General features: G+C 47.1%; 14 protein-coding genes. 13 read left to right on the top strand and 1 reads right to left on the bottom strand.

The annotated features are described in order from the left end of the window. The first annotated feature begins 10 nt into the window (after positions 1 to 10). The 13 genes from D7Y06_RS03685 (at position 11) to D7Y06_RS03625 (ending at position 15,868) form a co-directional block, all read left to right on the top strand. A complete protein-coding gene (locus D7Y06_RS03685) occupies positions 11 to 2,146 on the top strand; it encodes a glycoside hydrolase family 3 C-terminal domain-containing protein (RefSeq protein ID WP_120406486.1) in 2,136 nt (711 codons plus the stop codon). Positions 2,147 to 2,190: 44 nt separating this feature from the next. Beyond that, positions 2,191 to 3,300: a response regulator transcription factor gene (locus D7Y06_RS03680; RefSeq protein ID WP_120406485.1), complete on the top strand. Its 1,110-nt coding sequence runs from the start codon at positions 2,191 to 2,193 to the stop codon at positions 3,298 to 3,300. Positions 3,301 to 3,325: 25 nt separating this feature from the next. Beyond that, positions 3,326 to 4,504: a glycosyl hydrolase family 8 gene (locus D7Y06_RS03675; RefSeq protein WP_243119060.1), complete on the top strand. Its 1,179-nt coding sequence runs from the start codon at positions 3,326 to 3,328 to the stop codon at positions 4,502 to 4,504. After that, positions 4,501 to 6,273 (top strand): sensor histidine kinase, encoded by a 1,773-nt coding sequence (locus D7Y06_RS03670; protein WP_120406484.1) that lies wholly within the window; start codon positions 4,501 to 4,503, stop codon positions 6,271 to 6,273. Before D7Y06_RS03675 ends, D7Y06_RS03670 begins: the two co-directional genes overlap by 4 nt. A gap of 18 nt (positions 6,274 to 6,291) precedes the next feature. Then, positions 6,292 to 7,992: an SGNH/GDSL hydrolase family protein gene (locus D7Y06_RS03665; RefSeq protein ID WP_120406483.1), complete on the top strand. Its 1,701-nt coding sequence runs from the start codon at positions 6,292 to 6,294 to the stop codon at positions 7,990 to 7,992. A 202-nt stretch (positions 7,993 to 8,194) separates the two neighbouring features. Continuing rightward, entirely contained in the window at positions 8,195 to 9,910 is a 1,716-nt protein-coding gene (locus D7Y06_RS03660) for a sugar ABC transporter substrate-binding protein (RefSeq protein WP_120406482.1), read from the top strand. Between the two features lie 131 nt (positions 9,911 to 10,041). Next, positions 10,042 to 10,980 (top strand): ABC transporter permease, encoded by a 939-nt coding sequence (locus tag D7Y06_RS03655; protein WP_120406589.1) that lies wholly within the window; start codon positions 10,042 to 10,044, stop codon positions 10,978 to 10,980. Positions 10,981 to 11,004: 24 nt separating this feature from the next. Beyond that, the gene (locus D7Y06_RS03650; RefSeq protein ID WP_120406481.1) at positions 11,005 to 11,889 is read left to right on the top strand and encodes a carbohydrate ABC transporter permease; all 885 of its coding nucleotides are present in this window, start codon (positions 11,005 to 11,007) and stop codon (positions 11,887 to 11,889) included. Between the two features lie 231 nt (positions 11,890 to 12,120). After that, positions 12,121 to 13,023, top strand: a complete 903-nt coding sequence (locus D7Y06_RS03645; protein ID WP_120406588.1) for an ABC transporter ATP-binding protein — start codon at positions 12,121 to 12,123, stop codon at positions 13,021 to 13,023. Between the two features lie 9 nt (positions 13,024 to 13,032). Continuing rightward, positions 13,033 to 13,899: an ABC transporter permease subunit gene (locus D7Y06_RS03640; protein WP_120406480.1), complete on the top strand. Its 867-nt coding sequence runs from the start codon at positions 13,033 to 13,035 to the stop codon at positions 13,897 to 13,899. Between the two features lies 1 nt (position 13,900). Continuing rightward, positions 13,901 to 14,812, top strand: coding sequence for a sensor histidine kinase (locus D7Y06_RS03635; protein WP_158591213.1), 912 nt, complete (start codon positions 13,901 to 13,903; stop codon positions 14,810 to 14,812). Beyond that, on the top strand, positions 14,812 to 15,156 hold the full coding sequence (locus D7Y06_RS03630; protein ID WP_120406478.1) for a hypothetical protein: 345 nt from the start codon (positions 14,812 to 14,814) through the stop codon (positions 15,154 to 15,156). Before D7Y06_RS03635 ends, D7Y06_RS03630 begins: the two co-directional genes overlap by 1 nt. Further along, positions 15,065 to 15,868, top strand: coding sequence for a CPBP family intramembrane glutamic endopeptidase (locus tag D7Y06_RS03625; protein ID WP_120406477.1), 804 nt, complete (start codon positions 15,065 to 15,067; stop codon positions 15,866 to 15,868). The genes D7Y06_RS03630 and D7Y06_RS03625 overlap by 92 nt, the downstream gene beginning before the upstream one ends. On the opposite strand, the gene D7Y06_RS03620 is transcribed toward D7Y06_RS03625, so the two are convergent. After that, positions 15,835 to 16,809 carry an alpha/beta hydrolase gene (locus D7Y06_RS03620; RefSeq protein ID WP_120406476.1) on the bottom strand — a complete coding sequence of 325 codons (975 nt, stop codon included), beginning with the start codon at positions 16,807 to 16,809 and terminating at the stop codon, positions 15,835 to 15,837. The two genes, D7Y06_RS03625 and D7Y06_RS03620, sit on opposite strands and share 34 nt — an antisense overlap. Positions 16,810 to 16,989: the final 180 nt, after the last annotated feature.

Here is a 16,989-nt window from a genome sequence, read left to right as displayed (position 1 = left end):
GGAATCGGAGATGGAATTGAATGAAAACAGAGAAAAGTTAGAAGGATACCGCCAGAGGGCAAAAGAGCTGGTGTCTCAGATGACCTTAGAGGAGAAAGTGGAGCAGACCCTGTACCAGGCGCCTGCTATTGAGCGTCTGGGAATTAAAAAATATAATTGGTGGAATGAAGCCCTTCACGGCGTTGCCCGGGCAGGCACAGCCACAGTATTTCCCCAGGCTGTGGGAATGGCGGCGGCTTTTGATGAGGATATGATGGAGCAGGTGGCGGATGTGGTGTCCACTGAGGCAAGGGCCAAGTTTAATATGCAGCAGAATAGCGGGGATACGGATATTTATAAGGGGCTGACCTTCTGGGCCCCCAATGTGAACATCTTCCGTGACCCAAGGTGGGGACGGGGTCATGAAACCTTCGGGGAAGACCCATACCTTACCGGAAGGCTTGGGGTCAGATATATTATGGGGCTTCAGGGGCATGATGAAAATTATTTAAAGACTGCCGCCTGCGCAAAACACTTTGCGGTGCACAGCGGGCCGGAGGACGTGCGGCATGAATTTAACGCCCTGGCAAATGAGCAGGACTTATGGGAAACTTACCTTCCCGCCTTTGAAGCCTGTGTGAAAGAGGCAAAGGTGGAGACAGTAATGGGAGCCTACAACAGAACCAATGGGGAACCCTGCTGCGGCAGCAAAACTCTTTTGATTGATATTTTAAGAAAAGAGTGGGGGTTTGAGGGACATGTTACCTCCGACTGCTGGGCCATCAAAGATTTTTACGAGGGCCACGGGGTATGTTCCAACGCCCAGGAAGCTGCGGCAATGGCTATGAACAACGGCTGTGACTTAAACTGCGGCACTTTATTTATGTATCTCACCCAGGCAGTGCGGGAGGGAAAGGTCAGCGAGGAGAGACTTGATGAGGCGGTAGTGAACCTGTTTACCACAAGGATGAAGCTCGGGGTTTTTGACAAAAAAGAAGAAAATCCCTTTGACGCCATACCCTACACAGCAGTGGACACAAAAGAGGCAAGGGAGTTTAACTGTGAAGTGGCGGAAAAATCCGCAGTGCTTCTTAAGAATAAAGATAATATTCTTCCATTGGATAAAAGGGCGCTTAAGACCATCGGGGTAATCGGTCCCAATGCGGACAGCAGAAGCGCCCTTGTGGGGAACTATGAGGGCACGGCTTCCAGGTATATTACAGTGTTAGAGGGTATACAGGATTATGTGGGGGAGGATGTGAGAGTCCTTTACTCCCAGGGATGCCATCTTTATCAGGACAGGACAAGCGGACTTGCCCAGGCAAATGACAGAGAAGCGGAAGTGCGGGGCGTATGTGAGGCAAGCGATGTGGTAATCGCCGTTATGGGCATGGACGCCACCTTAGAAGGGGAAGAGGGGGATACCGGCAATGAATACGGCAGCGGAGACAAGCCAAACCTCTCCCTTCCGGGGCTGCAGCACCATATTTTAAAAGTGGCAAAAGAGAGCGGCAAACCGATAATTCTTGTGTGCCTTACCGGGAGCGCTATGAGCCTTGTGTGGGAAGAGGAACATTTAGACGCTATTATCCAGGGCTGGTATCCGGGAGCTCAGGGAGGAAAGGCAATCGCAAGGATACTCTTTGGGGAGAGGAATCCCCAGGGAAAACTTCCCGTTACATTTTACAGGACAACGGAAGAGCTGCCGGATTTTGAGGATTATTCCATGGAGGGCAGAACCTACCGCTATATGAAAAACCAGGCTCTCTACCCCTTTGGCTATGGGCTCTCCTACACGGCATATACCTGTTCTGATGTGGCTTTTACTGAGGAAAATCCGGATGTCAGCCGGGGAGTAACCATCCGCTTTACCGTGAAAAATACAGGGAAACGGGAGGGTACGGAAACTGTGCAGGCCTATGTGAAAGCCCAGGCAGAGGGCGCTCCAAATCCACAGCTTAAGGGTGTGAAAAAAGTTGATTTAAAGGTGGGGGAGAGCAAAACATGCGAGATTTACCTGCCGCCGGAAGCTTTTATGCTGTGTGACAAAAAAGGCGAAAAGAAACTGCCGGGATGTCCCTATGAAATCAGCGTAGGGGGAAGCCAGCCAGATAAAAGAAGCGAAGAACTGACGGGATGTAAAACGGAAAGGATTTCCATATCTTAAGATAAAACGGCATACAGGGGAGCATTGGGAATGGAGTGGTATGTATGTTAAAAGTATTACTGGTGGATGACGAGCCCTTTATCCTTAAAGGGCTTGCGGCGTTAATTGACTGGGAAAAGGAAGGGTATGAGATTGCCGGCACCTGTTCCAACGGAGAAGAGGCCCTAAGGTATTTAAGGGAGCACAAAGCCGATCTTATTCTTGCGGATATCAAAATGCCTGTAATGTCCGGAATCGGGCTTTTACAGAAAATACGGGAAGAAAATATCTCAGACGCATTTTTTGTGTTCTTAAGCAGCTACGGGGATTTTGTGTACACCAAAGAGGCCATACGCCAAAACTGTACGGATTACATTTTAAAGCCGGTACAGAAAGAACAGCTTATAGAGCTTTTAGGCAGGGTATCCGGTTTTGCCCAGGCTGCCCAAAAAGAGAAAAAGAAAAGGGCTGTGCCAAGTATTATGTACTATTCTGAAGGGGAAGAGGGCCCTCCCGTAAGCATTGTCACAAAGGCAACCATGGATATGCTTTTGGAGGCGGTGGAAGAGAACGACAGGGAAAAAATGCAGTCAGCGGCGGAGGAAGTATACCGGCAGATTAAAGAAGAGGAGATGGATGCGGAATTTGTGCGCATGAACATGAATTACATATTTTTGCGGCTGGTTCATCTTGCCATGGAGCAGGATCCGGAGGTGAATCAAAATGAGATTATTCAGATGATTCGGGAAAACGCCTTTGATGAAGAGACAGACAACGGGAACCGGGGACATTTTGAAAATTTAATCCGGGATTTTGCAGACTATCTCTGCCAGTTGAGAGGAAATATACCAGGGGGGGGTGTCTTAAGCGATATTGAAGATTATGTGAAAGAGCATTACAGCGAGAATCTTTCCCTGAAAGAATTAAGCCGGATATTTTTCATCAACAGCGCCTATCTGGGACAGATATTTAAAAAGCAGTACGGTGTGTCCTTCCGGGAATATCTGAACAAGTACAGGATTGAAAAGGCGGCGGAGATGCTGCTTAAGACCGATGAAAAAATATATGCTATTGCAGAGAAGGTGGGATACCATGACCCAGACTATTTTATCAACAAGTTTATAGCAGTAAAAGGCTGTACTCCCACCAGCTACCGGAAAAATACAAGAAAATAAATTTGGAAAGAAAGGGTTTAGAAACATGAAAAAAAACATGGAAAACAGCCGATGGGAAGGCTCCTTTTACACAGGGGTCTACCGGAATCTCTTTGAGGAGGCAGGGATTAGCGAAGAGGATATTGAGCAGAGGAAGCAGGAGATTTTCCACACGCTGTTTTACGGGGAAGAAGAGGAACGGATTTACCACCCGGCGGGGGAGGATATGGGTTACATAGAAGATACCGGAAACCATGACGTGCGCACGGAGGGCATGTCCTACGGCATGATGATGTGTGTGCAGATGGACAGGAAAGAGGAGTTTGACCGTTTGTGGAAATGGGCCAGAACTTATATGTATATGGAAGAGGGGGAAAATAAAGGCTATTTTGCCTGGTCCTGCCGGACAAACGGAGAAAAAAATGCTTTTGGCCCGGCTCCGGACGGGGAGGAGTTTTTTGCCATGTCCCTGTTTTTTGCATCACACAGGTGGGGAGACGGAGAGGGAATCTTTGATTACGCAAAAGAGGCAAAAGAGCTGCTTCATACCTGTATCCACAAGGGGGAGGCAGGAGAGGGGGGAAGGTCCATGTGGGATAAAACCAATAAGCTCATCCGTTTCATCTGTGAGGTGGACTTTTCAGACCCCTCCTACCACCTGCCCCATTTTTATGAGCTTTTTGCCAGGTGGGCGTACCCAAAAGACCGGGAATTTTTCCGAGAGGCGGCGAATGCCAGCAGGGAATACTTAAAAAAAGCCTGCCATCCTGTTACGGGGCTTAGTGCAGAATATGCGGAATTTGACGGAAAGCCCTACCTTCCGGTGGAGGAGCGCTGGGGGGGCAGGCATGACTGGTACTACAGTGACGCTTACCGGACCATAGCCAATATAGCCCTGGATTTCTCCTGGTTTGCCGCCGATGCCTGGGAGCAGGAGACAGCGGCAAAAGTACAGAAATTTTTCTGTGAGACTCTGCCTGTAGGGCAGCGGGAGGGAATCTATGCCATAGACGGCACGGTGCTCCCAGGAAAGGCGCTCCATCCCCTGGGGATGTTTGCAGCCAATGCCCAGGCAGGACTTGCCCTCTGGGATAAACGGGCCTTTGGCCTGGCGGCGGAATTTTTCAAAACCCCCCTGCGCCAGGGGGACAGAAGGTATTATGATAACTGTCTCTACTTTTTTGCCTTTCTGGCGTTAAGCGGAAATTACAGGATATACGGATGAAAAAAATAAGAAAAGCGATCTGTTCCTATGTCCTGAATAGACTGGAAAAGATAAACCTTTCCGGAAAACTTCTGGTGATGCAGATTTTCTGCGTTATCCTGCCGATTTTTATTACAGACGCCGTGATTATAGGGATTGCTGTAACCGGGGAGAGACAGCTTGTGCGTCAGGATATGGAAAATACGGCGGGGGTTGTGAAATATCTGATTTCCGACCATGTAAACTCTGCCGCCCTTTTTGCCCAGAATATTTACAGTAATCGGTATGTGAACGAGTTTATTTCCAAAAATTTTGTCTCTGAACTAGATTACTATAACAGTCAGTTGGAATTTATACGGGATTCTTTGTATCCCATCAGTATGCATGTGGAGTTTAACGGCGCCGTAATCTACGCAGACAATAAGGGAATCGTAAACGGGGGCTATTTCAAGCGGCTTTCCATGGCGGAGGGAAAAGACTGGTACAAAGGGCTGATGGAGGGAAACAGCGACGTAATCGTGGGTGTGGAATATGCCCAGAAGGGGGATGCCTATACCAGAAAGTTTTTCCTGGCCCAGAAGATGGATTACTACAATAAGGGAAAGGGAAGAGATGTGCTCTATGTGGAGATGGATTACAGTGCAATCCAGCGTCACATAGTAAATGGGAATTATAAATCAAAAGTATATGTGTGTGACGGAGACGCAGTGCTTTTTTCCAATGACGGGAAGGGAGGGCTTTTAATGCCCTTTGCCTCCTTTGAGGCAAAGGCCGGGAAAGAAGATACAGTAACTTCCCTGCTGAACCTGTATGGCTCTGAGTATGTGATTTACGTGCTGCCGCCGGAGGCCACAGTATTAGACAAAATGAGGGATAAGCTTCCCTGGATACTGCTTTTGGCAGGGCTTAATATTTTCCTCCCCTATGCTTTTATGAAATTAATGAATCAGTCTATCATAAGGCGGATTTTTGAACTTAGAAATGCCTTTGGGGCTGTGAAAGAAGATGAGCTTTCCCTGATCCCGGAAATCTCCGGAAAAGATGAAATCAGTGAACTGATGGAGAGTTACAATGTCATGGCGCAGCGCATGAACCTTTTGATTCAGACCGTGTTTAAGAATAAGCTTTACCAGCAGGAAATGGACATCGCAAGGCAAAAAGCGGAACTTTTGGCGCTCCGCAGCCAGATAAATCCTCATTTTTTGTTTAATGCCCTAGAGAGCATACGGATGCACAGTGTGTTAAAGCAGGAGAATGAGACGGCGGATATGGTGGAAAAACTTGCGCTGATGCAGCGGCAGAATGTGGAATGGGGAGATTTTGTCACCGTAAAAGAAGAAACAAATTTTATTCTGGCCTATCTGGAACTGCAGAAATACAGGTTCGGGGAAAAGCTTTCCTATGTGATTGATATCGAAGAAGAATGTATGGATTACATGGTTCCCAAGCTTACCCTTGTGACTTTTGTGGAGAATGCCTGCGTCCACGGCATCGAAAACAGGTCCGGCGTGGGCTGGATTTTCCTGCGGGGAAGGCATGAGAAGGAGAAACGGGGGATTGTTTTTGAAATAGAGGATACGGGGAATGGAATGGACGAGGAAACCTGCCGGGAAATCCAGGAGAAGATGAATAGCGTAACCCTTGACATGATAAAGGAGAGCACCCATATCGGCATATTAAATGCGGTCCTCAGGCTTAAAATGGCGGAGAAGGAACGGGTGAGGTTTACGGTAGAAAGCGAAGAGAATGTAGGCACTATTGTAACCATTGTGATTTCCCAAAGGCATTGACCGGGAGAGGAGAAAAGAATGGAGATAAAACAGATTGCACCGAAAGACCCTGCGGCAAAAAGACCTTTTTTTTATTTGCTGCAGGAGAAAGAAATATTTGCAGGCCCCCAAACGGATAACAGGGGGATACAGTTTTTTTATCTGGACAGCGGCAGACTTATTGACAGCGCAAAAATAACCGGAAATGTACGGGAGGAAAAGATGCTTGGGCTTTTGGAGACCACCGGAGGGTTCCGTGAGCTGGTGCACAGCATCGGCGTCTCTGTCATGGCAAAAGAAAAAGACAGGAAGGCGGATTTTATTTTTCAGATGTATGGAAACAGGGATCCTTACGGTTCAGGAACAAATATCTCCCACACCTTAAAATGCGACGGCATAGAGCAGATTTATCCCCTAAGCCGGGAAAACTGGTCGGGGGATGATAAAGAGCCGGGACAGATACGCTTTGAATTTGACGTCCCCGGGATTACTGCCACGGTGAACGTAAAACTGTACTTAAACGATGGATTTGAGGCGCCGGAGGCAATAGAGGATTTTAATATCGACTATGATTCTGCTGCATATAAGGAAATGATTGCCCGTTCCCTGTTGTGGAAGGGCGATGTGTCCCGGATAAAAAAAGTTATAGAAAAGGCAAAAAGCGGGAGGGAGGTGACCCTTGCCTACATCGGCGGCTCTATCACCCAGGGGGCGGGTGCAACTCCCATTCACACCAACTGTTACGCATATCAGTCTTACAAAGCCTTTGCGGAAAAATACGGGACCGGAGACAATGTGCGGCTGATTAAGGCGGGAATCGGGGGGACTCCCTCGGAACTTGGGGTGATACGTTTTGAGAGGGATGTGTTGGAATACGGAAAGAATACCCCGGATTTGGTTTTTGTGGAATTTGCCGTAAACGACGAGGGGGACGAAACCAATGGGGTGTGCTATGAGAGCCTTGTGCGGAAAATTTTAAGTCTTAGCAGCCATCCGGCAGTGGTGCTTTTATTCCAGGTGTTTTCCTATGACTGGAATCTTCAGGAGCGGTTAAGCCCTGTGGGATATCACTATCATCTTCCCATGGTAAGCCTAAAAGACGCTGTGACAGAGCAGTTTGCCCTGGGGAAAGAGGAGGGAAGGGTTTTGTCTAAAAACCAGTTTTTTTACGATGCCTTTCACCCAAGCAATATCGGCCACAAAATTACCGCCCAGTGCATCATGCATCTTTTTGAGGAAATTGATAAAACGGATGAGGATTTTGAGGACGCTTCCGGGAAACTTCCGGGGACATTTGCTATCGGCGGAGATTTCCAGGAGGTACATCTTCTGGACAGAGAGGATAACAGAATAGGGGCAAGGATAGAATGCGGGGATTTTTGTGACATGGATGTTAAACTGCAGTCAGTGGAGCGCAATGAGGATGAAAAGCAGACCCCTCAGTTTCCCTGCAACTGGTTCCACACCGCAGGGGAGAGGCCCTTTGCCATGGATATTATATGTAAAGCCCTATTTTTAATTTTTAAAGATTCTCCCTCCTGTGACGCGGGAAAAGCCCGGGTGTATGTGGACGGGGAACGGATATGTACTTTAGACCCCCGGGAGGTGGGCTGGATACACTGTCATGCCAAACTGATTTTCAATGACAGGGAAAGCCGCCCCCATAAAGTGGAAGTGAACATGGAGGCGGGCCAGGAGGAGAAGCAGTTTACCATACTGGGATTTGGGTACGTCCCCTGATGCGGGGACGGGGAAACGCCCCTGTGCAGATTGTATAAAAAACCGGAAAAATTCAGCCCTCTTTTGCAGAATCTATAATTTGTAGGGGTTTTCCTACGGTTTGTCCGGTTGAGAAAATGGTCATTTTAGATAATATATTGTTATAAAGTGAAAGCGACTTAAGCACTTTGAACAAAAACTAATTTATTTACAGGAGGTTTCTATGAAAAGAAGAAAAATTACGGCACTCTTTATGACCACGGCGCTGGCAGTGTCTGTCCTTGGCGGATGCGGCGGCGGCGGCTCCGATTCCGATGCGGGCAAGGGCAGCGTGGCAAATGACTCCACAGAGACAGGGGGCAGCGCAGCTTCCTCCAAAGGGGACGGGGATGTGATTGAGTTTACCGCATTCTTTGCAGTTCCCGGCGCGGAGAAAAATGACGACAATGAAATCAAAGAGATTATTGCAGAAAAGACCGGGGCTAAAGTGAAAGAGACATGGCTGACCGGACAGACAGCCAGCGAGGCTGTGGGCACCATCGTGGCTGGGGGAGAGTACCCGGATTTCATCGACGGCGGCGACGCAATGAAAACCCTCTACGACGCAGGGGCGCTGGTTGCCTGGGATGACTACATTGACAAATACCCCAACATCAAAGAGTATTATTCCGACGAAGAGTGGGATAAATTCAGACAGGACGACGGACATATTTACTGGATGAACCAGTTTAATAATATTTACGGGGAGGATAAGACCACAACCCACAACGACGAGGCATTCTGGGTGCAGGCCCGTGTGCTGGAGTGGGCGGACTATCCACAGATTAAGACCCTTGACCAGTATTTTGACCTGCTTACCTCCTATGCAGAGGCAAACCCCACCATGGAGGACGGCACCAAAAATATTCCCTACACCATTCTCTGTGAGGACTGGAGATACTTCTGTCTGGAGAATGCGCCCCAGTTTCTGGACGGATATCCCAACGACGGTTCCGTTATCGTAGACCCCGAAGGCCCCACCATTGTGGACTACAACACCACGGACACCGCAAAGCGTTATTTCCAGAAATTAAACGAAGAGTATCACAAGGGAAATGTGGATCCGGAATCCTTTACCCAGACTTATGATGAGTATATTGCAAAACTTTCCACAGGCGCTGTCCTTGGCATGTGCGACCAGTGGTGGGATTTCGCTTTCGACGTACATGATGTGTTTAAGCAGCAGGGTCTTGACACCATCGGATGCAACTATGTACCCCTGGGACTTACCATCGACGAGGGCATGGAAAACCAGTGGCACACCACAGGGGGCACCTTAAACGTGGCCAGCGGCCTTGGCATCACCACAAGCTGTCAGGATGTGGACGCAGCCTTCCAGTTTGTCAATGACCTTCTGGGACAGGAAGTCCATGATTTGAGATACTGGGGCGTACAGGGCGTAGACTACGATGTGGATGAAAACGGCATGTATTTTAGGACAGAAGACCAGAGAATGAACGCTGCAGATACCGCCTACAAGGCATCCCACCTCTGCGATTACAGCTACTTCCCCAACTGGAAGGGCAGCAGCAGGGACGGCAAAAACGCAATGTGGCCGGAGGAGCAGACAAGTGAGTTTTTAGACAGCCTTGCAGAGCCGGTAGCGAAATGTTTTGAGGCTTACGGCGTAAGTACATATCCTGAGATGATCGGCTCCGTGGATAAGGTAGGGGAATGGTTCCCAATGTACAGCTTCTCCAACACCATGACCACAGAGACTCCCGGAGGCGTTGCCTGGACAAAGATGGGAGAGGTAAAACACGAGTGGCTGCCGAAGGTTGTTATGGCGGATGATTTTGAAGACGGCTGGAGCCAGTACATGGAAGTGTACAACGCTGCAAACCCACAGGATTTCCTCAGCGAGATGCAGGCGGAGCTTGACCGCAGAGTAGGAAAATAACAGAGAATGACGCCGGGTTAGGCCCGGAAAACAGGTAAGAAGAGCTGCCCATACATTGCTCTGCCCTTTGACGCACAGTCAAACAGGAGAGATGTATGGGCATCTTAAAAGAAAGATGGAGAGGTGAGGGAATGGCACGTACAGGAGCAAAAGCAAATGAAAAGAAAATCACATGGAAAGAGGTAAAGCGCCAGAAAGTGCTGTTAATCTGGTCGGCGGCCATTGTGATTTACGGCATTATTTTCTATTATCTGCCCCTTGGGGGCTGGATTACAGCATTCCAAAATTATAAGCCCAAAGACGGGCTGTTTCATTCAAAATTTGTGGGGCTTGACAAGTTTAAGTTCCTCTTTTCCGACGACACCTTTATAAAAGTAGTGCGGAATACGGTGGCCATGGGGGTAATCAACCTGGTTGTGACCTTTGTGATGGCAATCGTCTTTGCCATACTGTTAAACGAGGTGAAAAATACTTTTGGGAAGAAAACGGTGCAGACGATTTCCTATCTGCCCCATTTCCTGTCCTGGATTATCGTTACAGGCATCCTCCACGATGTGCTGTCCGGTACAGGTATCATCAACGAGGTGCTGATGAAGCTGTCCATTGTTGACCAGCCCATCAACTTTTTTGCCCATACCACGTATTTCTGGCCTATTGTGGCCTTTGCCAATGTGTGGAAGGAAACCGGGTGGAACGCCATTATCTATCTCTCCGCCATAACCGCTATAGACCCCTCCCTCTACGAGGCGGCATCTATGGACGGGGCGGGAAGATGGGCAAAGATTAAGCACATTACCCTGCCCGGCATCCGGCCCACCATTATGATCCTTCTTCTTATGAATGTGGGCAACGTACTGAATGCGGGATTTGAAATCCAGTACCTGTTAGGAAACGGCCTGGTGAAGAGCGTTTCCGAAACCATTGATATCTATGTGCTGAAATGGGGAATCAGCCAGAACGACTTCTCCTTAGGTACAGCCGCAGGTATCTTTAAGAGCCTTGTAAGCATTATATTAATCGTAATTGCAAACCAGATGGCCAAACGGGCCGGTGAGGAAAGGCTGTTCTGATAGAAGGATAGGAGGTCAGGAAGGATGAAAAAGAAAAAATCGACAGCGGATAAGATATTTGTTGTCTGCAATACAATTTTTATGGTGCTTTTCGTGGTGATTACGCTCTACCCGGTGTTAAACACTCTGGCCATTTCGTTTAACGACGGAATTGACACCATCCGGGGCGGCGTGCACCTTTTGCCCAGGAAATTTACTTTAAAGAATTACCAGACGGTATTTCAGAAACAGAACCTTTTGACAGGGGCATATATCAGCGTTTTGAGGACGGTAGTGGGAACCTTTCTCTCCCTGGCGTTAAACGCCATACTGGCATTTATCGTAAGCCGGAAAAAGTTCCTGTTTAAATCCCAGCTCTCCCTGTTCTGGGTTATCACCATGTATGTAAACGGGGGCATGATTCCCACATTTATGGTGTACAACGGGCTTGGGCTTACCAACAGCTTCTGGGTGTATGTCATCCCGGGGATGATCAGCGCTTTCAATATGTTAGTGCTCCGCACCTATATGCAGGGCATCCCGGATTCCCTGGAGGAATCCGCCCAGCTTGACGGGGCAGGCTACACGGTGATTTTCGTGAAAATCATATCCCCTCTGTGCAAGCCGGTGTATGCCACCATCGCACTGTTTGTGGCAGTTTACCAGTGGAACTCCTGGTTCGACTCCATGCTCTACAACCGTATGAGCACAAAGCTCACCACACTGCAGTACGAGCTGATGAAACTGTTATCCTCTGTTATGCAGCAGAGCGGCAGCGCAGAGGCGGCGAAAAATGCTGCGGCGGCAGTGACGCCGGCATCCGTCAGGGCGGCGGCCACCATAGCTACCATGCTGCCCATCATATGTCTGTATCCCTTCCTCCAGAGATACTTTGTGACAGGGCTTACCATTGGGGGCGTAAAGGAGTAATATCAGGCGGAAAAACGGAATAAGGAATAAATCAAGGCAGGGATTGCAGCATTTTTGTTGCGGTTCCTGCCATTTTATGCAAAAATAAACAGTAAGTGTCTGACGGTACATTCTTTAACTTTTCTTTACCTTTTTTTTGCGAAATCTGAAAGTTTTCCTGCTACTCTGTTATTGTAAAAACAAAAAAAGAGTTGGCATATGTTTGATAAAATTGCAGAAAAGGAGGATATTATGAAATATGTTGTGGATACCCATGGGCTTACCAAAATCTTTGGGAAGCACAGGGCGGTAGATTGTGTAAGCCTGCATATTAAGCGGGGGGAAATTTACGGTTTTATCGGGAAAAACGGCGCAGGAAAGACTACTTTTATGAAAATGGTCAGCGGCCTTTCTGCTCCCACTTCCGGAGAAATCGCCCTTTTTGGAGTGTCCGGGAGAGAGGCGGAAAAGTACCACAGCCGCATTGGAAATCTCATTGAACAGCCCGGGCTTTATGAGGGAATGAGTGCAAAAGAAAACCTGCATTTAAAATGCCTGGCCCTGGGCATCCACGAAAAGGGGTACGAGGAGAAATTGTTGGGGGATGTGGGGTTAAGAGATGCAAAGAAAAAGAAAGTAAAGCAGTTTTCCCTGGGAATGAAGCAGAGGCTTGGGATTGCCATGGCCCTTGCGGGCAGGCCGGATCTTTTGATTTTAGATGAGCCGGTAAATGGATTAGACCCACAAGGGATTGCGGAGATACGGGATTTGCTTTTAAAACTAAAGTTTGAGAAAAATATGACCATACTTATCTCCAGCCATATTTTGGAAGAGCTATATAAAGTGGCGGACACCTTTGGCGTTATCCATAAGGGCGTGCTGATTCAGGAATTGTCAAAAGAGGAGTTAGACCAAAAGTGCAGGGACTATACGGAGATAAAAACAGGGGACACAGAAAAAGCATGTCCGGTGATAGAAGAGTTAGGATATCACAATTACAAGGTAATAACGGCAGACTGTATCCACCTGTATGATCGGGTGGCAGAAATTGGAAAACTGAATATGGAGCTGGCGAAACAGGGCTGTATGGTGGAATCCCTGCAGGTGGTGCAGGATAAACTGGAAGAGTACTTTCTGGAACTCACCAGGGATTAGGGGGATGAAATGCTTAATTTAATCAGAATGAATTTATATCGGATGGCAAAAACAAAGAGCCTGTGGATTGTATTGCTTTGCATGGCAGCCTTTTGTACCTTTGCCTGCTCCATGGTGACCATTGATTTGGAAGAAATGCAGAAAAATAAGGAAAACAATTTATCGGGAAGCTTTGCGGCAGTTTATAAAGAGGAAGAGGAGGAGACGGCGGGAGGATTTGGGATATCGGTGCAGGTGCCGGAAAAGGAAGATGGGGAGATCCCTACATTTTTAGAATTTTACAATTCCGATCTGGCGTCGGGGATTGTCCTGGTGTTTCTCTGCATTGGCTGTGTAATTTATTTTAACGGGGAGATAAAAAGCGGTTTTTTAAAAAATATTGCAGGGCAGACAAGGCATAAATCCAATATATTTTTATCGAAAATTATTGCAAATATGGTTTATATTTTAGTGGCGCTGCTCCTATACGGCGTTGTTCAGTTTTTCTCCCTGTGGTTTATGTTAAAAGACAAATATACTTTCCGCTTTGGAGGGGAATTTATAAAAGAGACAGGGGTTTTGCTTATGGCGTTTTTTCTTTTGTATCTGGCGTTTCTGGGAGGAATTTCACTGGTTACCACTGTCTTAAAGAGTACGGCGGCAGGGATAACCCTGGGAATGTTGTCCGCTTTTGGGGTTCTTAGCTCTTTTGGGGCTTACGCAGATAAGCTTTTACATGTTAATTTGTCCAAATATATGGTGATTACCAATGTCCACGGGATGTTTGTGGGAGCAGTAAGAAAAGATATATTTTTTGCCATGGGCGTAGGGGCATTGTTTTCTGTTATTTACTATTTACTGGGAGCGGTTTATTTTACGAAAAAGGATGTTGTATGAGATGGAGTGGCTTTGTGTATTGGCAGTTTTTGCCCTTGTAATTGTCAGTGTAAAATATGTTTTGTACCGGCGGCAGATAAAAGATATCTGCCGTCAGATGGAGTTTCTTTTGAAGGAAAATACCAATAAGAGAATTCAGACAGATTTGCGCAGTAAGGAGATATTAAAGCTGGCAGATAAGGTAAACGCCATGGCGGACAGGCATGAAAAAGAGCGTATTTCCATAAGAAAAAAGGAGCGGCAGTTGAAGGAGGCTCTGACCAATATTTCCCATGATATCCGCACCCCCTTAACTTCCCTGAAAGGATTTTTTGAACTCTATACCCAAGAAAGAGATGAGGGGAAAAAAGAGTATTACCGCAGGGTGATCTGGGAGAGAACGGAAGAACTGACCCTGATGCTGGAAGAATTGTTTACTTACACAAAACTCCAGAATGAAACCTATGAATTGCTTTTAGAACAGCAGGATTTTACAAAACTGGTTTTGGACAGCCTGTTTTCCTTTTATGAACAGTGGAAGGAAGAGGGCGTTTCCCCAAAGCTTCGGGTGGAGGAAAGTCCGGCAATGATTTTGTGCAATGATATTGCAGTGAAGCGCATCCTTGCCAATGTGCTTAGAAACGCCATGGTACACGGAGACGGAACCATTGAAATTGTGTATAGGGTTCTGCCCCAGGGAATTTTATTCCAATGTTATAACGGATGCATGGAGGGGGAAGAGGTGGAAGTGGAGCGGGTGTTTGAACGGTTTTATAAAGGGGATAGTGCAAGAAGGGAAACATCCAGCGGGCTGGGGCTTTCCATTGCCAGGGAGCTTGCCCGGCGTATGGATGGAAGGATGGAGGCAAAGATGGAAAAGGGGAGGTTTTTGGTGGAAATCGGCTTTGATTTTGAGAAAAGGACAGGTGTGTGATGGAAATAAATATATCAAATAAGAAAATGGTTTTAGGGGTAGTTCTTCCTGTTTTTTTATATGTGATTTTTCTTTCCGGGGAATGGGAAGTGTTTTCCCTAAGTCCCTTACGGATGTGTATTACTTTTGTGAAAGCCTTTGGCTGTATCGGTTTGGGGGCGGCACTGGCAGAGGAATTGTTGTTTCGGGGAGCGGTTCTTAGACTGGTGGAATTGTACAGCGTAAAAATGCAGAAAAAAAGGGAGGAAGCGTATGAAAAAATTTGCGGGGGTTTTGTGGAGGTTTTTATTGTTTTTTGTTGGATGGCTGGTTTTGGTAAGCCTGATTCCTGTGCCGGAGTGTAAGAATCCTGCAGTGTGGAGGTTTGTTGCGGAGCTGATTCCATTTTTGGCTATGTCAGGAATTTCTTATTTATTTTGGTTTTTGGAAAAGAAAAACCTTCCTATGTGTTTTCCGGGGAATTTCAGGAAAGGGTGCGCTATCGGGACGGCGGGAGGCATCTTATGGCTTTTGGCGGCATTTCTTGTTATGGCAGTCCTTGGCGTGCTTAAAATTGAAGGGTATGAGCCTGTTCCCATGCTGTGGCTTTGGTTTTTATCGGTTTTTCTTAACACGGTGATGCAGGAACTCCTTGTCAGGGGATATCTGTACCAGATGATTAAGAAAAATTATCATTTAAGCGCCGCTGTATTGTTTACTTCCTGCCTGTTTACACTGCTCCACGGCGGGGCTTTTGAGGCCGGGTTACTTCCCGTGTTAAATGTTTTTTCCATGAGTGTTTTTATGTCTCTGGTTTTGGAATATACCCAGTCCCTGACGGCTCCGATTCTTATGCACTTTTTCTGGAACTGCGGAGGAGCGGTGATTCTTGGCGGCGTTTCTTTGGCGGAGGATTATCCCCATGTGTTTTCCGTGAACTTTTCGGGCAGTGAAATTTTGTCCGGGGGGATGTGTAAAATGGAAGGCAGTATTGTGGTCTTTCTTTTCAATGTATTGTCTGCCGTTTTTTTCGCATGGAGGATTTATTCTTCCAGAAAAGACGCAATAGTATCATAATACGTTTCCGGGTCTTTGTCCTGGGACTGGGCATGGCCCGCCCCTTCCACAATCAATAATTCTTTTGGGCAGGAGGCGGCTTCATACAGGTCTTTGGACATTTGGACGGATATCAGGTCGTCTGCGTTGCCATGGATAAACAGGGTAGGCGTTGTGCTTCTCTTTACCGCATTTATGGCGGAGGCATCTTTTAAATCGTAACCTCCCCGGAGCTTTAAAACCAGACAGGCGCTGTCCACGAACGGGAAGGCAGGGAGATGGAACCATTCTTTGATTTTATCCTGGAACATGGAGTAGGCGTCTGTGTAGGCGCAGTCGGAAATTACTGCGTCAATATGCTCTGCCAGTTCTTCGTCTCCTGTTATCATCAGAGCGGTGGCGGCCCCCATAGACTGGCCGTGGACTATGATTTTAGCATGGGCGTCCTCTGCTAAGATGTGGTGGATCCAAAGGGCGCAGTCAAAGTGGTCTGTCCATCCCATTCCGATAAAATCCCCTTCACTTTCTCCCTGGCACCTTAAGTCCGGGGCAAGGACATGGTATCCCTGTTTTTGATACCAGCGGGCAAAGGGAAACATTTCTTCTTTCCATCCGGTATATCCGTGGAGAAGAAGAACCCACTTATGGCTGGGGTTTTGGGCATAAAATTCTTCCGCTGCCAGTGTGTAGCCATCCTGGGATTCCACCGATATTTTTTTTGACTTTGCAGTTTTCAGCCATTCTTCCGTCTCCTTTTTTGCAAGCTGGCGGTTGGTTTTAATGTCTGTTGTCTGTACCAGTGCAGCAAAACTTTCATCTGAGATACGCTGAAAGGATTCCAATTTTTCCATAAAGGAAGGAACCAGTGCGGCGCTGACAAGAAAGTTGATAAGAATAAAATACAGAATAAATAATGCTGCAAGGGAAGATAAAGCAATGGACAATTTTTTCTTTTTTTTCATAGGTATCCTTTTAAATTTGCGGCGGGCAAATGCAGTGTCTGTATTTTGTAGTAGCTGTCCCTACTATAGCACATTTAAAGCCCAAAGTCTACGGAATCAAAAGGGGCAGTAGGGTTGTTTCACGAAAGATTCTAATGTGATGTTATATATCGTTTACCGTTGAATTTCATGTATCTCTCC

Source organism: Roseburia sp. 1XD42-69, from assembly GCF_003612565.1.
Lineage (GTDB): Bacteria > Bacillota > Clostridia > Lachnospirales > Lachnospiraceae > Roseburia_B.
The sequence above is the reverse complement of the archived record's forward strand: the minus strand, read 5'-3'. Positions and strand labels throughout refer to the sequence as shown.

Excerpts from the sequence above, each read along its gene's own strand:
- D7Y06_RS03685 (WP_120406486.1), top strand. The coding sequence starts at position 11 with ATGGAATTGAATGAAAACAGAGAAAAGTTAGAAGGATACCGCCAGAGG.
- D7Y06_RS03680 (WP_120406485.1), top strand. The coding sequence starts at position 2,191 with ATGTTAAAAGTATTACTGGTGGATGACGAGCCCTTTATCCTTAAAGGG.
- D7Y06_RS03675 (WP_243119060.1), top strand. The coding sequence starts at position 3,326 with ATGAAAAAAAACATGGAAAACAGCCGATGGGAAGGCTCCTTTTACACA.
- D7Y06_RS03670 (WP_120406484.1), top strand. The coding sequence starts at position 4,501 with ATGAAAAAAATAAGAAAAGCGATCTGTTCCTATGTCCTGAATAGACTG.
- D7Y06_RS03665 (WP_120406483.1), top strand. The coding sequence starts at position 6,292 with ATGGAGATAAAACAGATTGCACCGAAAGACCCTGCGGCAAAAAGACCT.
- D7Y06_RS03660 (WP_120406482.1), top strand. The coding sequence starts at position 8,195 with ATGAAAAGAAGAAAAATTACGGCACTCTTTATGACCACGGCGCTGGCA.
- D7Y06_RS03655 (WP_120406589.1), top strand. The coding sequence starts at position 10,042 with ATGGCACGTACAGGAGCAAAAGCAAATGAAAAGAAAATCACATGGAAA.
- D7Y06_RS03650 (WP_120406481.1), top strand. The coding sequence starts at position 11,005 with ATGAAAAAGAAAAAATCGACAGCGGATAAGATATTTGTTGTCTGCAAT.
- D7Y06_RS03645 (WP_120406588.1), top strand. The coding sequence starts at position 12,121 with ATGAAATATGTTGTGGATACCCATGGGCTTACCAAAATCTTTGGGAAG.
- D7Y06_RS03640 (WP_120406480.1), top strand. The coding sequence starts at position 13,033 with ATGCTTAATTTAATCAGAATGAATTTATATCGGATGGCAAAAACAAAG.
- D7Y06_RS03635 (WP_158591213.1), top strand. The coding sequence starts at position 13,901 with ATGGAGTGGCTTTGTGTATTGGCAGTTTTTGCCCTTGTAATTGTCAGT.
- D7Y06_RS03630 (WP_120406478.1), top strand. The coding sequence starts at position 14,812 with ATGGAAATAAATATATCAAATAAGAAAATGGTTTTAGGGGTAGTTCTT.
- D7Y06_RS03625 (WP_120406477.1), top strand. The coding sequence starts at position 15,065 with ATGAAAAAATTTGCGGGGGTTTTGTGGAGGTTTTTATTGTTTTTTGTT.
- D7Y06_RS03620 (WP_120406476.1), bottom strand. The coding sequence starts at position 16,809 with ATGAAAAAAAAGAAAAAATTGTCCATTGCTTTATCTTCCCTTGCAGCA.